The organism is Vibrio parahaemolyticus (assembly GCF_900460535.1).
Lineage (GTDB): Bacteria > Pseudomonadota > Gammaproteobacteria > Enterobacterales > Vibrionaceae > Vibrio > Vibrio parahaemolyticus.
Window position 1 is genome coordinate 1,780,391 of sequence record NZ_UHIL01000002.1, and the last position, 17,989, is coordinate 1,798,379.

The following is a 17,989-nucleotide window of genomic DNA, read 5'->3' on the forward strand; positions in this document are numbered from 1 at the left end:
CGACATCATCTCGCTTCCCTGTCCCCCGGAAATGATGCTTGGAAAGCCTTTGTCTATTGAATCTATGAAACGGATACCGAAAGGCGAAGAAACATCCCTCCTCCACAGAGGAGGGATTAAACTTACGCTTGAATCTCGACTTCGCCGTTTGTCACGCGCGCTTTGTACGCTTTCACGTTGAAACGCTCGTCTTCCATACAAGCACCTGTTGTCAGGTTAAAGCGTTGCTTCTTAAGCGGGCTCGCCACCCAAAGCTCTCCTTGATGCTCACAAATCAAACCGCGAGAAAGCACGTTCGATTGGAAGAACGGGTCGGTGTTGCTGATAGCTAACACTTCTTCCGCTTCTGTTGGGCGAAATACCGCAACTTGCTGACCATTAACCAAAGCACAAACGCCAGTGCCCGGTACGATGTCGTTGATTTGGCAAATCTTTTCAAATGACATGTTCAACCTTCCCTTATGCTTCAGTGATCGCTACGTGTAGGATGTCGCCTTTCGCTTCAGGATGTTTCTCCGTGAAGGTCGCTGGGCGGTGCTGTTCGCGCTCTTGAACAAACACAACGTTGTCATCGCGCTTGTCAGAGTTGATGAAGTGTGCGAAACGAGTCAGTTGTGATTCGTCGTTGATAGTCGCAGTCCACTCACACTCGTACTCGTCTACAAGCTTCGCTACGTCTGCTTCTAATTGAGCGTTGATGCCAAGTTTGTCTTCAACAATCACTGCGCGTAGGTAGTCAACACCTCCTTCCATGTTTTCCATCCAAACTGATGTGCGTTGTAGTGGCGCAGCAGTACGGATGTAGAACATCATGAAGCGGTCGATGTACTTAATTAGCGTTTCTTTATCTAGGTCGCTTGCTAGTAGGTCTGCGTGACGAGGTTTCATGCCGCCGTTACCACAAACGTACATATTCCAACCTGCGTCAGTCGCGATGATGCCAAGGTCTTTACCTTGTGCTTCCGCACACTCACGAGTACAGCCAGAAACACCGAACTTCATCTTATGAGGCGTACGAATGCCTTTGTAACGGTTCTCGATGTAAGAACCTAGGCCAACAGAATCTTGAACGCCGTAACGACACCAAGTTGAGCCAACACATGTCTTCGCCATACGAAGTGCTTTTGCGTACGCTTGACCTGTTTCGAAACCAGCGTCGATAAGCTTGCGCCAGATCTCTGGAAGATCGTCTTTTTGAGCACCAAACAGACCAATACGCTGAGCGCCGGTGACTTTGGTGTATAGGTTGTATTCTGCAGCAACGTTCGCTAGTGCACCCAGTGCTTGAGGTGTTACTTCACCACCCGCCATACGTGGAATAACAGAGTAAGTACCGTCTTTTTGGATGTTACCTAGGAAGTTATCATTCGTGTCGTGCAGCTTAACCAGTTGTGGCTTAAGAATGTGCTCACCCCAGCAAGAAGCCAAGATAGAACCAGCCAATGGTTTACAAACTTCACAACCGTAACCTTTACCGTATTTCTCTAGAAGCTCATCAAACGTTTTGATCTCTTCAATACGGATTAAGTGGAATAGCTCTTGACGTGAGTATGCAAAGTGTTCACACACGTCGTTCTTCACTTCGATGCCAGATTTAGCAAGCTCGGCGTTTAGAACAGAAGTGACTAGAGGAATACAACCACCACAGCCTGTACCTGCGCCAGTCACTGCTTTGATGTCACCCAATGTGTGGTGACCATCAGCAACCGCTTGAGCGATCTTGCCTTTTGTCACGTCGAAACATGAACAGATCACTGCGCTCTCTGGTAGAGCGTCTGCACCTAGTGCTGGTTTCTCAGCGCCTGCGTGTGCAGGAAGGATCAAGGCATCTGGGTGTTCTGGTAGGTCGATTTCGTTCAACATCAGTTGAAGCAGATCGCCGTAGTCAGACGTATCACCCACCAATACCGCACCGAGCAGTTTCTTGTTGTCTTCAGAAACGATAAGACGTTTGTAAACTTCTTGCTCTTCGTTTTGATAAACGTAGCTCTTACAACCTTCTGTACGGCCATTCGCATCACCGATAGAGCCCACTTTCACACCAAGCAGTTTTAGCTTCGCAGACATATCAGCGCCTTCGAATTTGCTTTCTGTGTTACCTAGTAGGTGATCAACCGCAACGGTCGCCATCTTGTAACCAGGAGCAACAAGGCCGTAGAACATTTCATTCCAAGACGCACACTCACCAATCGCGTAGATGTTCTCATCAGAAGTCTGGCAGTGGTCGTTGATGGCAACACCGCCACGAGGGCCAAGTTCTAGCTCCATTTGGCGAGCCAATTTGTCTTGTGGACGAATACCCGCAGAAAATACGATGAAGTCTGTCTCTAACTCAGTGCCGTCAGCAAAACGCATGACGTTACGAGCATTTTTACCTTCTGCTGCAATCTCTAGCGTGTTTTTGCTGGTATGAACGTTCACGCCCATACGCTCGATTTTTTGACGAAGTTGATTACCACCAGCAAGGTCAAGTTGCTCAGCCATTAGCTTTGGCGCGAACTCAACGACGTGTGTTTCTACACCGAGTGCCTTTAGTGCGCCTGCAGCTTCAAGACCTAGCAGACCACCACCGATAACCACGCCTGATTTGCTCTTCTTCGCACACGCTTCGATCGCTTTAAGATCTTCGATTGTGCGGTAAACAAAACAGTCTTTGCTTTCATGACCTTTGATAGGCGGAACAAATGGGAATGAGCCAGTAGCAAGAATCAGCTTATCGTATTGAACTTCACGACCAGTGCTTGAGTAAACGATTCGGTTTTCACGGTTGATGTTAATCGCGCGTTCACCGATCAACATATTGATGCCGTGTTTCTCGTAAAAGCCTTCTTTAACTAGAGACAGTTCGTCAGCTGTGTGGTGAGAAAAGTAAGAGGAAAGGTGCACACGGTCGTATGCGACACGAGGTTCTTCACAGAAAACGGTGATATCCATTTGCGAGACATCCGTTTTCTCGACTAAGTCTTCGATGTAACGGTGCCCTACCATACCGTTACCGATAACTACTAGCTTCAACTTGCTCATTGTACTTCCTAAGGGTTAGGTTCTTATCACTGAGCGCATTGTTAATTGTGAAAGAAAATTAATACATGATGTAAATCAATTACAAATTCAAACTACCCTAAAGGGGTAGTCGGCTCTATTTGCTCTGTTTACCTATAAATTAAGGTAATTTATTAACGAATATTGGTAGTTTTTACAAAGAACGCTTATAAGCAATCAGCTGCCCATGATAAGTTATGGTTATAAGGAAAAATTTTGTACCGAACAGCGTTCGAAGTGTTTGATAGTTTTAGAAAAAATCAAGCCCCACAATAAAAATCTTTTACTAGCTAACAGATTGCATAAAGACTAGAATCAAAAGCAGTTCATATGGAATGAAAACCATGTGATTTATACCGTAATTGACATATAGAGCGCCGTCCCATGTTTATGAGGCGGCATTTTATTTGGGAGTCATAAAATGTCAGAAAACAACTCTATCTATATCTCAAGCTTAGATATGAACAGAATTACCGCCCTGCTGGATAAGATGCCAAACATCGCTGCAGAGCTTGTTGAGCTAGAAGCAGAGCTTGACCGCGCAACGGTTTTAGAACCAGAAGAGATGCCGTCGAATGTGGTCACCATGAACTCAACCGTTGAGTTTAAATTTTCGGGCGAAGAAAGAACCATGACCAAAACATTGGTCTACCCATCAGAGCTAAAAAGCAGTGATGACATTTCGATTTTTGCTCCTGTTGGTAGCGCACTAATCGGTTTGTCTGTGGGTCAAAAGCTCGATTGGCCAATGCCAAACAAACAAGTGAAGACGATTGAAATTGTCGATATCGCATACCAACCTGAGCGTTGTGGTGCACTAAACCGCTAACCCTCAGGAGTCCCGGTGCAAAGGACATCGCAAGACTTTGCACCAGGAGAGCTTCTCGAACTTTCTCTTACATCGTCGCTTTTCACCTTCGTCTTCCCTCGCGCAGCCTTGCTACTCTCTTCGCCAGCCTCTCCAACCTGTTCACATGTGTTACACATTGTCCATCTGATACAGATTTCTGTCTTTTCAATCGAATTCATACGCTTATCGTCCCGTATCACTTAAACACCGCTATCTAAACTGTTCACCACGACAGTTGGAAATTATTTTTATTCATATTTTCAGCTAGTTAACTAACGGATTACTTCTTGCTTAACCCCTCCCGTACGTAACGAGCCCAGCGTCAATCGTGATGACGTGTTAATTGGAGACGCTCCTTGCCGTTATGAGCACCAATCGGCTCGTATCTTCTGTTTGGAAAAGGAGAAAGTAAGATGGACTTTAATAAACTGGTGATATTGGCTCGAGCATTTTGCTTGGGGCTGATATTGAGTGTGTTCGCCTCGCCGACTTGGGCGGTTCATGATCTGGGCACCTTCGAACTGGAAGGTAATGCAACAGACGACGCCGTTGCGGGGGACGATTGGGAAAATATTTACGATGGTAGCGACAGTGCCAACGTCGATACTGGGATTCTTCCCGATCCGTCACCTATCTCCATATTTACTGGTGGTCGAAAAGATATTCAAGACATATCAGAATGGTCTCACAAAGATGGTTCTGTACCAGATAAAGATGACTTAACCAATGCTTATGCTGCTGCCTACGGCGTCGATAACGGCGGTGGCGGTTCGGATTTGGTCATTTATTTTGGTGCCGACCGTTTTGCGAACGTAGGTGATGCCTTTATGGGTTTCTGGTTCTTCCAAGATGATGTCCAAGCCCTTGATGACGGTTCGTTCTCTGGTCAACACGTTGTGGGCGACGTTTTGGTATTGATTGATTATCCGCAAGGTGCGAATGATGAACCTTACGCCGCATTGGTAACTTGGGATCCAACCTGTTCAAAAGCGGACAGTAATGACCCTGCCCCTGGCGATTGTGCAGCCAAAAACTTACGTCTACAAGCGGAAACCAGTGGTGCAAACCCTGCTGACTGTTCTGCTGTCAATGATGGCGACTTTGGTTGTGCAACCACCAACAAAGGTGAAACACCAATCCCATCACCTTGGCCATACACTGCAAAAAACGGCACAATGAACGCTTTCCCATACGAAAGCTTCTATGAAGGTGGTGTAAACCTCACTCAACTGCTTGGCGGAATCGACGGCACAGCGTCTTGTTTCAGCAGCTTCATGGCTGAAACCCGTTCGTCTGCTTCATTCACCGCATCTTTGAAAGACTTCGTTTTAGGTCAATTCCAGTTATGTGGTATGGAACTTGTGAAAACATGTCCAACTGGTGCGTTATCACCAAGTGGTGACTCAATCATCTACAACTACGAGATCAAAGTAACCAATACTGGCTTTGGTGCACTTTACGATCTTTATGTTGAAGATATTACCGCTGGCGATTCATTCACTGCTGACGTTCTTGCCGCTGGCGAAACTGCAACATTTACTGGTTCCTTTGTTTCGCTCATCAACGGTGTAGAAAATGAGGCTACGGCGAGCGCAGCCATCAAAGATGGTGGCGAACCTGTGCTTACTAAGTCTGACACAGATAGCTGTCCTCCACTTACTCCAGTGGGCGCATTGAGTATCACTAAAGACTGTACAACCTACGTTGAAGAAAACGCATCTGGCGCGTACGGATTAAGAGTGAACTACGAAGGTAAACTATGTAACGACAGTAAAGTGAAACTTAACGATGTGAAAATTACTGAAATGCATGACGGTATGACAGTCGTTAAAGATGTCGGTACTTTAAATCCTGAAAGCTGTATGAACTACGATGGTACCTACATCCCTGCTCCGGGTAGTGACGTTTCTGGTGGTCCGGTTGTTGCACATGATGTAAGAACCTTCAAAGACACCGTCGTTGCAGAAGGTGTTAACGCCATTACAGGTGTCACTGTCGATACAGGCATGCCTGTAGAGGCAAGCTGTCCACTATGTCCTGCACCGTAAGCAAGACAAACCGATAGCAGCAATCCACTGTAAACAATAACGAAAAAGCCACCTTAAACATAAGGTGGCTTTGCTTTGTTATTTGTTCTTACCTTTGCCAGGTGAAGATCCGCCAGAATCAGGAGATGATTGCAGCGCCACAGTCACCATTGCCGTCGACGTAACATTACCGCTGGTGATCGTATAGCTAAAGCTGTCTTGATTCTTGAATCGCTTCGCTGGCGTGTATTGGATACTCCCATCAGAAAGTAGCTTCACCGTTCCTTTACTCGGTGCGCTCATTGCTGAGATCTCGACAGACACACCATCAGCAATGATGTCATTACCCAACACATTAATGCTTACCGTTGAAACTTTGCTCATCTGAACGTTATCGTCAACCGCCACTACATCACCACTGCCCGTTTGCTGCTCAGCAACGGCATACGTTGCTTGTTTAGCCACGTTGTAAGCCTCATCTTTCGTGTTTACCACATTAAACGTCACAGGGTAGTCACCAGAGGTTGCACTTAGAGCAGAAGTCACCGCGATGGTAGCCATGCTAGATTCGCCAGAGGCAAGGGAAATAGATTGAGAGCTCGCTTGCCAACCACTCTCTACTTGAGCAGACACATCAAAACGAATCGTGCCACAAACGTCATTCGCCGTATTTGTTACCGTCAGTTGATATTCAACCGTGTCGCCAGCATTAACTTGTGTATCAGACGTCGCTTTCACAGACACACTTGGCGCAGACATCTCGCAAACGCTTGGAGTTACCGAACCACCAAACGATAAGTTCACACCGGCAAAACCATTGGCTGCACTCGCAAGATTAATCGTGAGACCAGAAACTGGATCGGTGAAACTGTCACCCACTGGTAGCGCAGTATCTTTCCAATCCTTTCGGCCATAAACTTGGCTGTAATCCGAATTTGGCTTCATGTGCAGAATGTAACTTTCTTCCGCGCCTTCTTCGACTAAACGAACAATCACACCGTCCGTCACATCACCACGAAACAGCATATAAGAGCGGTCATCTAAAAACTGGTCATAACCCATCGCTTGACGATATTCGACATAGAACCACTCCTTCAAGCCAGTATTAGGGTTCACACCGCGAGGTATTTTTAAAGCGATGTTTTGTGTTATGTCTTGGGTTTCGTACTCTGCGATTTCATACAAACCATCTTGAGTTGCCGTAAGAATGTTTGGTGATTCGGCATCATTCAACCATCCCATACGTTCTTTGTAGTACGTATTGATGTAACCCATATCAGGAGTACCCATAACATCGTACGAGTCGCCGTATTCAATTACGCTACAGTTGTTCGATACCGACGCATCGCCACAATCCAACGCCTTAGCGTGGCTCAAACCAAGGTTGTGCCCGAATTCATGTGCAATCACTCTTGCTGACAGCGTGCCATCTATGTATGCACGACTCGGGAACGTTTTCCCTGTTGTTGCAGAACCACCACCAGCACAACCTGATTGCGTCATGATGTAAATGATGCGCTGATAATCCTCAAGCACTACGCCATCAGCACGCGCCATTTTATCCGCTTCCGCTTGAACCGAAGGATAATCACACACCTGATTCGATACAGGCAATGTGTACCAACCTGCAACTTGACCACTTAGCCATGTCTTGCCGTAGGAGTTTTCTTGGTAAAAATCGTTAACTTCACCAAATACTAACGCGTGCGCCTCTTCTGACGTGATCGGTTGATCGTTAGGATTCTCTTTGAAATTCAATAGCATCACCAACGTATCTTGTTGGCCTATTGAACTGCCTGCAGCTTTGGCGTACTGGATATTTTGTAGAAATAGAAATAAGACGAGTAAGAAAAAGATCCCTTTATTTAGGGCGTGCTTATTCATGCGGAGTTTATCAATCACTGCTTCACCTGAAATAATTATAATAATTATCCTTCCCACCGAATTAACGATAAGAATATATAGGATTAGATAGAGGTTAAAATTTAGAAAATATAGAACCAGATCTTATTTCATGAATAATCTCAATTTTCTATACATAATGTATTTATTCTTCTAAAACATCACCAACATCAATAAATGAGGCAGCATCATAACAAAGCAAAAGGTTAAAATTCAACCAACCACATCACCAAATTACGTTAATTCTTTGTAAGAGCCAAAGAGTTTCAATCACATCAAACAGTTAAACATCGATCATTTTTCGCTCAAAAATTGAGAATATTCAATCGAATCAATAATGAACCGATTGCACTCTTAAATATAAAAACCATTATCAATCAATGAAATATATGTCGAAAATAGAAAATGAGCGCAAAACTGTTCTCACTCAACTGCTATTAGTTTTTTTACTGACCACATTTCAAAGCCTTACCTTTAAAAACAACAAAGAATAACAATTAACAAACAAAATAAAAACATTAATCACATTACACACCAAGTGTGAACTTTATATTTAAGGTGGCATTTATATGAACATAATAGATATAAAATGATGACAATAATAAGATCACTCGAAGAAATATAGAAGCTTCACTCTACTATTCAATTCCTACCTGTGAAGAAAAATTGAACAAGATAAATGGTTTTATTCTGTAGAAAAGATGGAAATACACTTTGAATATGATAATGATGTGACAAACAGAATGATGATAATTAATTGTAGCCAGAACAAGAGAGGAAAATGATTTGCGGGTGCTATAAACGAGAAAAGCCAGTCATAAGAGACTGGCTTTCGAAATAATGGAGGCGCGTCCCGGAGTCGAACCGAGGTCCACGGATTTGCAATCCGCTGCATAGCCACTCTGCCAACGCGCCTTACCTGATTGTTTTCTCATTGTCATGAGAACGATGCTTTAAAACTGAATCTGAAATCCATACATCGTTTTGATGGTGCCCCGGGCCGGACTTGAACCGGCACAGCGCGAACGCCGAGGGATTTTAAATCCCTTGTGTCTACCAATTCCACCACCAGGGCAACGCAATTCTTTGCGATGGTAACACCATCTCTCATCGGCCGTGCCGTGAGAACGAGGCGTACTTTAACGGATTAATTTATCTGGTCAACAATAAATTTTATCTTTTTGATTCAGATGCTTAAAAAGCAATCCCGACAGCATAAATCACGCACAATTAGTGCAACTATCATTCAAATTGGTTCCTCACAATCTTGTTCAAATCCCCTTCCCCCAGTCTCTACATTGACTTTGTTAGGCACAAAAAACAACAGCAAGACACATGGTTTTCTCACCCTCTGTCAACAAAGTGTCCACCTGTTAACTCGAACACTACCCAAGTGGCACGTTTTTCTTTCCCTCCATAACCGACTGATATCTCGTTTAATTCCTAGGAATGGCCTCCTAGACCGTTTCCCAACAAGTTAACACTCTGTTCACACAAAGTGTTTTTGAAACAGTTTTAGAAAACACAAAATATTTAAAAATCAATGTAATAGGTGTTGGTTTGTTTTTTGCTCTCTAGTGGGCACCGACAAGCGCTCCACCATACAAGTTTCAGAACACACACTTTGTGGAGCAATTGTCATGGGACAGGGGGCACAGCAGTTCGTGTGTTCAATGATGCCGGAGTCCAGTGTTGGCATCATTGGATACTTACATCGCCCTTTTATCAACTTTCAATGAGAAAAGAAGGTAGATGATGGAACATTTAATATACAACCGACATAAAGGGATACTCAGCGCTATGTTGATAAGTGCTGCCGCCTTTTATGGGTTAACCACCGCTTCACCTGCGAATGCATTAACCGAGCAACCTATTTATCCAGATCCCGCTAATTCAGCAAACAGCTGTATGGCGGACGCGTACTTCGATACTGGCGGTTCTGGTATGAAAGGTACGTTAGGTGAAGCTCTAAACTGTACCGCGAACGACGTTGAGATTACGCAGGTCATTCCTAAAGAGATAATCCTTCCAGATGGCAGCAGCTCTGGGAATTTGACCTGTACCTTGGGGGAAACCTTTAAATTAAAAGCAGATATTCGTGTGCGTGCTAATGCAGCAGAGCGCTGGGATACCACCTTTTATGTACCTCGAAAAGAGAACGTCGATCCAGACGTAATTTATCAAGATGGGGACGCATGTAGTGTCCTATTGCCAGTACCAGTTGGTGCTGGTGGGTTTGACCCTGATTTTCTTGTCGCCCAGCAGCTTGATGGAGACGCCTGTGGTGATATTAAAAAATCTGAGCTAACCGCTGACGAATACACTCTTGAAGATGCTGTATTCGAAATTATCTGTGAGGATGACGGCTTAGATGGACAAGCTGACTTCAACTACTGTGCCGCGTGGGACAACATCGAACGCGGCAACTGTTCTGAAGACAGCGCTTATCCTGGCCAAGTTCCAAACAACAAATCGAAATGTAAATGTGACAACTTCAACATTCCGGTATTCATTAAACCGAATCCACCAACTGTGTTGAAATCCGTCGAGCCAGCTAGCAGCAACGAGCCAGCAGGTACGTTCAAATATACTTTGACGATTACTAAAGCTGCAGGTTCAGCAGTTCAAATCACTAGCCTTTCCGATATCTATCGTTCAAGCACAGACGGTTCGATCTTTGAACAGTTCGATTTAACTGGCGGTGCAGACAACCAAGGTACGCTTAATCTGCTAGACACTGCGGGTAACCCGAATACTTGTAAGTCACTCAGTTATCCAATCATACTAACTGATACAACTCCAAGTACTTCTTGTAGTTTCTACGTTCAGATCAATGATGAAGATCTCCCAGATGATCCAGCCCCAACCACAGCAAACGCTGCGGGACAACCTGAGGAGCTTTATCAAAACTTCATTCGCTTTAGCGCTACCGATAATGAAGGTCGTGGCACTGTAATTGGCGATGATACCTGTGACCCTACCGATGGTGATGCGACAAACGATGATGGTAACTGTTCGAATGTCGTTACAGTTAAAATGATCAACGTCGACCCAGCCGTAGATATCACTAAAACCCCTATCAGCGGCCCAGGTTTACGTAATGTAGCTGGCGCTTGGTATATTGATGATGAAGGACTTATCACCTATGAAGTTACTGTGACCAATCTAAGTACAGTTGACTCGGCATGGGTAATCCAACTTGTCGATGATAACGGTACACCAGGAAACTTGGCCGACGATATTAATCTGTTAGCTGACAGCACGGGTTCTCCAGCCTGTAACACGGCTCCAGATAATCCTAACAGCGATACACCGTTAGCGAAAATGACTGGTTCCTTCACTTGTCGATATACTGTCGATGTCACTGTTGCGGATGGTAGTACCTACACCAATACCGTAAACGTCATTATCAACGACAATGAGGCTCGTGCAGCGAACGATATGGCGGTAGTCAGTGTGACTCGTGCCGAACCAATGATTACGCTTGTCAAAGATGTTGCCGTGTCTGTAGACGCAAACGTTCCAACACCAGCTATCGATTCAGCTTCGTTCATGCAATCTATCAACGTGGATGAACCGGGAGATGAGGTCGTTTACCGATTTACGATGACCAATGCTAATGCGGTAACCAAAGAAGACTTGACCGTGATTTCGTTGACGGATGACGTGCTATTTAGCAGCGTGAGAGCAAGTGCTTCTTCAACTCAACGAAGCGATGAGTGTTCGTTCCCTCAAGTGATTGAATATGGCACACCTTACATGTGTACCTTAGTCGCTGATGTAACTGGTAATGGTTCAAACGATCCAAATACAGATTACGACGACACATTCTTGCTAAATACTGCATTCGTCACAGCTAAACGCGATCCAAATGATGCAAGTGAACCTGAGACCAAATCGAACGAAGATACTGCTCAAGTGAACTTTGATAATGTGCTTCCGCAATTTGAAGCTAACTTCGGTTTCCATGCCAACGTATTTGTCAAAGTAACCAACAGCAGTACTTTTGAAGACATTACTTTGAACAAAATGTCGATTCGCGGTGTGAGTATTCCTGACGCAACCACCCCTGGTGATGTTGATGTAGGTACTCTATTCAGAATCTTCGATGACTCTGGTACGAGCATTGAAGGTGTGCTTGACTCTGCATTCCAACAATTGCTTGATGGTTACTGTAATGTTGGACAAACGATTCCTGCTGGCGAGACCTATGCTTGTTTCGTTCGTGTTCAACTCTTCAATGCACTTGGTATTTTCGATACCTTCAGCGCCTCTGGTGCAGATGATGGCATTGTTATAGAAGTGCTGGATGATGACGGTAGTATTCGAGCTGCAGAAGTGGAAGTTACGGTTCAAACTCAAGATGTGATTCAACCTTAATGTTTGAATGCACTAAAAATCAGTAAGGCCAAGGCCTACCTTACCTTAAAATAAATGCCAGTCAGAACTTCTGACTGGCATTTTTGTTTTTCTAGAGCAACTTGTCTAAGTCAACTTACTTGTTTCGACCTTTGCCTTTGCTCCCCGTAGAAGTACTCGTATCAGAACTACCAAAACCAATATTCACCGATGCAGAAGCCGTATTCACGCCATCACTGATGGTGTAACTAAAACTATCGCTACCTTTAAAGCTTTTCGCTGGAGAATAAAGCAATTGACCATTTGATGTAATTTGAACGGTTCCTTTCGCGCCTTGAGTCACTGAGATAACCTTCAACGTATCTCCTTCGGGATCACTGTCATTCTTGAGTACATCGATAGTCACTGGCTCTTTCGATGTCAACGTCACAGAATCGTTTTGAGCGGCAGGAGCGTTATTTTCCGTGACTGGAGCGACAATACTCACACTCACTACTTGGCTAGCATTCAAGCTTGCATCAGCAGAATGTTTCGCATTGATAACAATGTTATAAGTACCGTCAGTAACTTCAGTGCTCGATGTTACTGTCATTGTAATAGATTGGGTTTCACCAGGAATCAAAGTCATAGCACCACTATTCGCACTCCAGCCATTTGGAACATTTGCCACTAGCGTGAAAGTAGTCGCGTCACATGTTGCGCTATCTTGGTTGGTAACCGTCGCTGTGTAACTTACTGTACTACCCGGTTCAAAATCCCCATTTTGGTTAGTAGACATGATGAGAAATGGCGTCGATAGCTGACAAGCTTCAACCGCAGTTTCAACCACATAATTTGCTGTAGCACTCGCGTCGTAGTCAGTACCAGTAACATTTGTCACGTTGAATGTAATGCCGTAGGTCCCGTCTATCGCAGCTTGATCCGAAGTCACATCAACCGTCACTGTATCACTCGCACCAGGAGCCAAATTTAACTGAGATGGCGTTGTCACCCACCCACTTGGAGCATTTGCTTCAATAGCGAAATTCGATGTTGCGCATCCATCACCATCATTGTTAGTTACCGTAACCGAATACCCCACGGTGCTACCAGACTCTACACCTGAAACTTGATTGGAAACAACAGCAACACTCGGCATGCTTGGCACACACATAGGCTCAGCGAAGCTAACGTGGACACTTGCGCCTGTGCTATCAGCCCATTCGGTCGTAATGGTAATACCGGCTTCTGTATCCTCATACGTATTGCCCGCTATCAAGGCAGCATCAATCAGGTCTGAGTTCACACTGTTAGGCGTCATATCAAGCAGTTGGACACTACTCAAATCATCTCCAGTTACAGCGTGGAAAACGACGCCATCCGTTATTGTAGTTTGCCCTTCAAGAAAACTATCGAAACCGATAGGTTGACGGTACTCAATGTAATACCACAATGGTTGTCCAGATGCCGCATCAGTCCCACGTTTAATCCTTAGACCTTTAGCTGCACCTGCTGGCGCCGTTTCATAGGGTTCCAAAGAATATGTGCCGCTATTGGTAACCGTAACGACCTCTTGCTCGGATGGTTTAATCCAACCTAACTGTTCTTTGTTAAAAGCATTAAAATGACCATTAGATGTTCCCATAATGTCCAACGTGTCACCGTACGAATAGTTGTAACACGTACCACCGACTGTATTTGTACCGCACTCTAATGCTTGAGCGTGATGAAGGCCAAAGTTATGACCTAATTCGTGCCCAATCGTGTTCAGCCTAAATGCGCCATTAATCCAAGCTCTTGACGGGTTGCCACCAACGGTACCCATTCCAGACCAACCGCAGTTCTCTACTTTGGGATAGATATAGACTTTGCGTGAATAGCTAGACGTATCAATGCCATCCGCTTCAGCGGCCGCCGTAATGTAACTTTCAAAGCCTTTGTAATCACAACTGCTATTAATCGGCAACGTGTAGTAACCGTGTACATCACCACTCAACCACGTCTGACCAAAGGAGTTCTCTTTGTAGAAGTCGTTAACCTTTCCAAAAACCATGTCTTGAACTTCATCAATGGTCCACGGTTGCTGCGGATTATCTTGAAAGTTAACCAGAAGCACCAACGTGCGCTGTTCGCCAAAAGTGTTTGATAACGCAGCAGAACTCGTCGTAGTCGATGCTGTAACCGTCCCCGAGCTATCTTGCGCTAACACAGACAGTCCATCCGCTTCGTCAGCTACGACTAAAGCGTCCAATTTATCTGCTAAGTCTTTGAACTTCCAACCACGCGCACGTACTTTTGCACCCGACTGAATCGCGTTGATTGGTGATTGTGAAGAACCGTGCACCTCAATAAGTCCCTCAGAGGTGTTTAGTACGTGTCGAAGACGGCTCTTGCTGTGATCTTCATAATCTTCGTAGAAGACTTCCAGTTCGCCTTCTAGCGTTTGCTCCTGCTCTAGCAAAGCTTGTACTTTTCCAGGCATACCTTTGCGAGCTTTTGCAGTCAGAGTAACCTGCGCTACCGCGCTAGGATCTGACTGAAACAGCTCGGAAAGCAATGCTTGACGACCATGAGCAAGAGAAATCATTTGCTCTAAATAGTGATGTTTGTTTTTCGCCGATGCACCGCGATAATCAGCCATCGCTTGCTTTAATGCGCTGGTATTATCTTGAGCCTGTTGGCGTTTTCCCTTAGCAGTAGGTGAAACCAGTTTTTCTTGTTGAATCACATGTCCATGTGGGATGTCTTGCGACTGCGCCGTCGCGTTGAATGTCAGAGATAAGAGGCCGATAAGAGCCGTTGTTGATAGTTTAAATGTATTGGAAGTAACAATATTAAAATGGGTATTAAACATACTTAATTTCTTATGTATTTTTATCTTTGGTTCTTAATTTTTGCGCAGCAGAAGTCCGCAATCATGTCGATCGCTTGACGATTAGGAAGCGCAAATAACTAGCCTAAACGTATGAATTTCCATTCATTTCGAAAAGCTATAAACGTTAAAGGTAAGCAATAGATGCTAGAATTAGAACCCCAAAGACATCTAATAGTTAGTCAATAAGATGCCGTGCCTTTTAACAAAAATTAAAAAGCAAAACTCTAAAATAGTCATTTATTATTTAGGTTAAACTTGCATTAGTAACACAAGACAAATTATTTATTTGTATGCAATAAATTTACCCCTCTTTCCTATTTTTTAAGCTCTGGTTGGTTTTTGAAGGTAAAATCCTACAAACACAGTGATTAAATTTCAACCAAAAACAATTAATTTTTATCGCAAGATCAAACATTCTTATTTAAAGCATGAATATATAAGAAGATTTAAATTACAAGTAAAATGCCAATCTCAATATGAATTCAGCTTAATATAACTTTGCCATTTTAATATATGCTCAAAGTTACCCCATGAAAAATAAGAAATTTATCTTAAATAACCAAAAATTAACACAAACAAAACAATTATTAAGCATCGATGATTTAAGAAGATCTATGTGTGTGGTTTCAATTCACCAGAGCAACTATAAATATCGACACCTAATATCAATATATAAAGACAAGCTCTAAATTAATAAACTGGTTAATTTAGATAAAATAAAGGCAACTAACATTAGTTGCCTTTTATTCAATATGAAAAATATTATTTTGCTTTATCACTATTCGATAACTGCTCTAATAGAGATTCAAACACTGCATACCGCTGCGCGCCCACTACTATCTGTGGTTCTATAAGTTGATCGTTTTCGACGCGACCAATTAAGAAACTTGGCGTACCACGAATGCCCAAGGATTTTCCTAACGTCAAATCTTGTTCAACTTTGTTAGCAATTGATTTATCTTTCATGCACTTATTGAACTCTTCCAAGTTCAAAGATAAATCTGTGGCTGCTTTTTGATAGAGCTCCTCTCCTAAGTCTTTGACATTGCTAAACAGCATATCTCGCATTGGCCAGTAGGAATTTTGGTGAAGACTACACGTAGCTGCGATCGCAGCCCCCATGGCTTTCGCGTGAAAACTCAACGGGAAATCGCGTGCAATATATTGCACTTTACCAGTATCAATATAATTTTCTTTTATCTGTTTAAAAGCACTGTCTGTAAATCGTTTACAATAAGGACATTGAAAATCAGAAAATTCAATAATAGCAATTTTTGCGTCTTTACTGCCAAGAAGTGGCAGTGTGCCATCTTCGGTAAAGTTAGGTTGATTTGGCAAAGTCGGTGGCTCTTTTTTGGGTGGGTTAAATGCCAAATCTTTCATTTCTTTCACTTCATTTTCTATTTTTCCTACTTCTTTTGTTAGTTGACTGATCTCTTGTTTTAATGACTCAATTTCTGACTTTAGCTTATCGTTATCATCCGACTGACAACCCGTTAAAAACTGCAGTAATACTAACGGTATGACGATTCTTACTGTTTGTATAAACATCTCACGCCCTCACTATGAAATAGTACGAATATAAATTCGCACTTTACTTATCCCTATTAAAAGATTTGCTGAGATGTCATTGACAGAATATGCCTGTTAAGTGATTAGAGAAAATTTAAACTATCAGTAATAACAACAAGCTACAGATTTCCATCTAATCTGAGTATTAATAAATGCCGAATAGCTATTAACACTGACGATAAGACAGCAATTTCTTTCAAGTTGGTAAAAAGTATTGTAAAGGAGTCGATATAAGTCAATTCGGTTAATAATATGGTTATAAGAAATAGTCATATTATGCTTATATAAAATGACGATCGGCTAACGACATGTATTTAAAACAATTAATTTATTGCTTGGTAATATTTCGATTTATTTGAACGACTTTTATGTCTATGCAATATCAACCTCTACACTTAGTCTAAGTATGTTGGAGGAAAACCATGAGCGCCCCACCAAAATCTTCAAGTCGATTGCCACTGCATCTCGATTCCGAACTCTGCTTTGTATTGCCTGATTTTCTTGCGAGAGAGTTTGAGTATGCTCGTTCGTTAGAGCAAGGGATCATGGATAACCTTCACCCTGAATTTACACATCAATATCGCGTCACGTTACGACGCATGCGCTCTTTATGCATTTTACTCAGCGAAGTGATTCCCTGTTTTGAGTTAGCCATCCTCAAGCCTCATTTAAAGACATTAATGAAACAAACGAACTTATTGCGAGACCTAGATGTGTTCACTTTAGACACCAATCAGTATCTTGCGATGTTGCCAGAACAGCATTCATCATTAACGCGCATTTTCGCGGATATTGATGCCATGAAGAATGCTGAACAAGTGCGCGTAGCAAGTTGGTTGGCATCACTTGCTTACCAAGCGCATTGCGCTATGGTTCGAAACAGCCTTGAGCGAACTAAACAATACGACTTGCTAAAAAACGACATTGAATTAGTGACGTTCGCAAATCAAAAGATTGCCGACCAGTTTAGAAAAGTAAATAACTCACAAAGAAAAATCTCGCCAGCGAGTAAAGACGATGTCATTCACGCATTACGCATTAAATGCAAAGCACTGCGCTACTTGCTGGAGTGCTTCTCTGCTCTCTATCCCGCGCAACAACACAAAGAAAATGTGAAGCAACTTAAGCTGCTTCAAGACAAGCTCGGCGACTTCAATGACACTTCGACTCAAATTGCGTTTTTCACCCAGCTCCGCAAAGACAAACGCTACAACAAACAAGATCGCCAAGTACTCAAATCTCTGATTAAGGAAATAAAACAGGCTCATGAGCAATCTCGGCAATCTACCTTACTTCGTCTAAAAAGTTTTGATTCATTTATCAATGACGCTTCTACGTTAGAGATTTACCGTTAACCAAGAGGAGTGAACCGGTAACACATTC

The 17,989-nt window shown here is 43.3% G+C and carries 9 protein-coding genes and 2 tRNA genes; 4 read left to right on the top strand and 7 right to left on the bottom strand.

Features of this window, described 5'->3' with window-relative positions; translation table 11 throughout:
- Window positions 1-122 precede the first annotated feature (122 nt).
- Both nirD and nirB read right to left on the bottom strand, forming a co-directional pair.
- Window positions 123-446, bottom strand: a complete 324-nt coding sequence (nirD, locus tag DYB02_RS25150) for a nitrite reductase small subunit NirD (protein WP_025506259.1) — start codon at window positions 444-446, stop codon at window positions 123-125.
- Between the two features lie 13 nt (window positions 447-459).
- On the bottom strand, window positions 460-3,024 hold the full coding sequence (gene nirB / locus DYB02_RS25155) for a nitrite reductase large subunit NirB (RefSeq protein ID WP_025502003.1): 2,565 nt from the start codon (window positions 3,022-3,024) through the stop codon (window positions 460-462).
- A 439-nt stretch (window positions 3,025-3,463) separates the two neighbouring features.
- Between nirB and rnk the strand changes: the two genes are divergently transcribed.
- Together rnk and DYB02_RS25175 are read left to right on the top strand one after the other, a co-directional pair.
- Complete coding sequence (rnk, locus tag DYB02_RS25160) at window positions 3,464-3,871, top strand: nucleoside diphosphate kinase regulator (RefSeq protein WP_029805895.1); 408 nt, start codon at window positions 3,464-3,466, stop codon at window positions 3,869-3,871.
- 434 nt (window positions 3,872-4,305) lie between these two features.
- On the top strand, window positions 4,306-5,940 hold the full coding sequence (locus DYB02_RS25175) for a hypothetical protein (RefSeq protein ID WP_029805893.1): 1,635 nt from the start codon (window positions 4,306-4,308) through the stop codon (window positions 5,938-5,940).
- Between the two features lie 78 nt (window positions 5,941-6,018).
- Here the strand turns inward: DYB02_RS25175 and DYB02_RS25180 are convergent, their stop codons facing one another.
- The 3 genes from DYB02_RS25180 to DYB02_RS25190 form a co-directional block, all read right to left on the bottom strand.
- A complete protein-coding gene (locus DYB02_RS25180; protein WP_029805891.1) occupies window positions 6,019-7,821 on the bottom strand; it encodes an Ig-like domain-containing protein in 1,803 nt (600 codons plus the stop codon).
- Between the two features lie 841 nt (window positions 7,822-8,662).
- A tRNA-Cys gene (locus DYB02_RS25185) sits at window positions 8,663-8,736 on the bottom strand.
- 73 nt (window positions 8,737-8,809) lie between these two features.
- Window positions 8,810-8,896, bottom strand: a tRNA-Leu gene (locus DYB02_RS25190).
- A gap of 677 nt (window positions 8,897-9,573) precedes the next feature.
- Between DYB02_RS25190 and DYB02_RS25200 the strand changes: the two genes are divergently transcribed.
- Window positions 9,574-12,201: a hypothetical protein gene (locus DYB02_RS25200; RefSeq protein ID WP_077345932.1), complete on the top strand. Its 2,628-nt coding sequence runs from the start codon at window positions 9,574-9,576 to the stop codon at window positions 12,199-12,201.
- A 115-nt stretch (window positions 12,202-12,316) separates the two neighbouring features.
- On the opposite strand, the gene DYB02_RS25205 is transcribed toward DYB02_RS25200, so the two are convergent.
- Both DYB02_RS25205 and DYB02_RS25210 read right to left on the bottom strand, forming a co-directional pair.
- Window positions 12,317-15,013, bottom strand: a complete 2,697-nt coding sequence (locus tag DYB02_RS25205) for an Ig-like domain-containing protein (protein ID WP_029805326.1) — start codon at window positions 15,011-15,013, stop codon at window positions 12,317-12,319.
- Window positions 15,014-15,796: 783 nt separating this feature from the next.
- The gene (locus DYB02_RS25210) at window positions 15,797-16,585 is read right to left on the bottom strand and encodes a DsbA family protein (protein WP_021821724.1); all 789 of its coding nucleotides are present in this window, start codon (window positions 16,583-16,585) and stop codon (window positions 15,797-15,799) included.
- A 443-nt stretch (window positions 16,586-17,028) separates the two neighbouring features.
- On the opposite strand from DYB02_RS25210, the gene DYB02_RS25215 reads away from it, so the two are divergent.
- Window positions 17,029-17,961 (top strand): CHAD domain-containing protein, encoded by a 933-nt coding sequence (locus DYB02_RS25215; protein ID WP_029805328.1) that lies wholly within the window; start codon window positions 17,029-17,031, stop codon window positions 17,959-17,961.
- Window positions 17,962-17,989 lie beyond the last annotated feature (28 nt).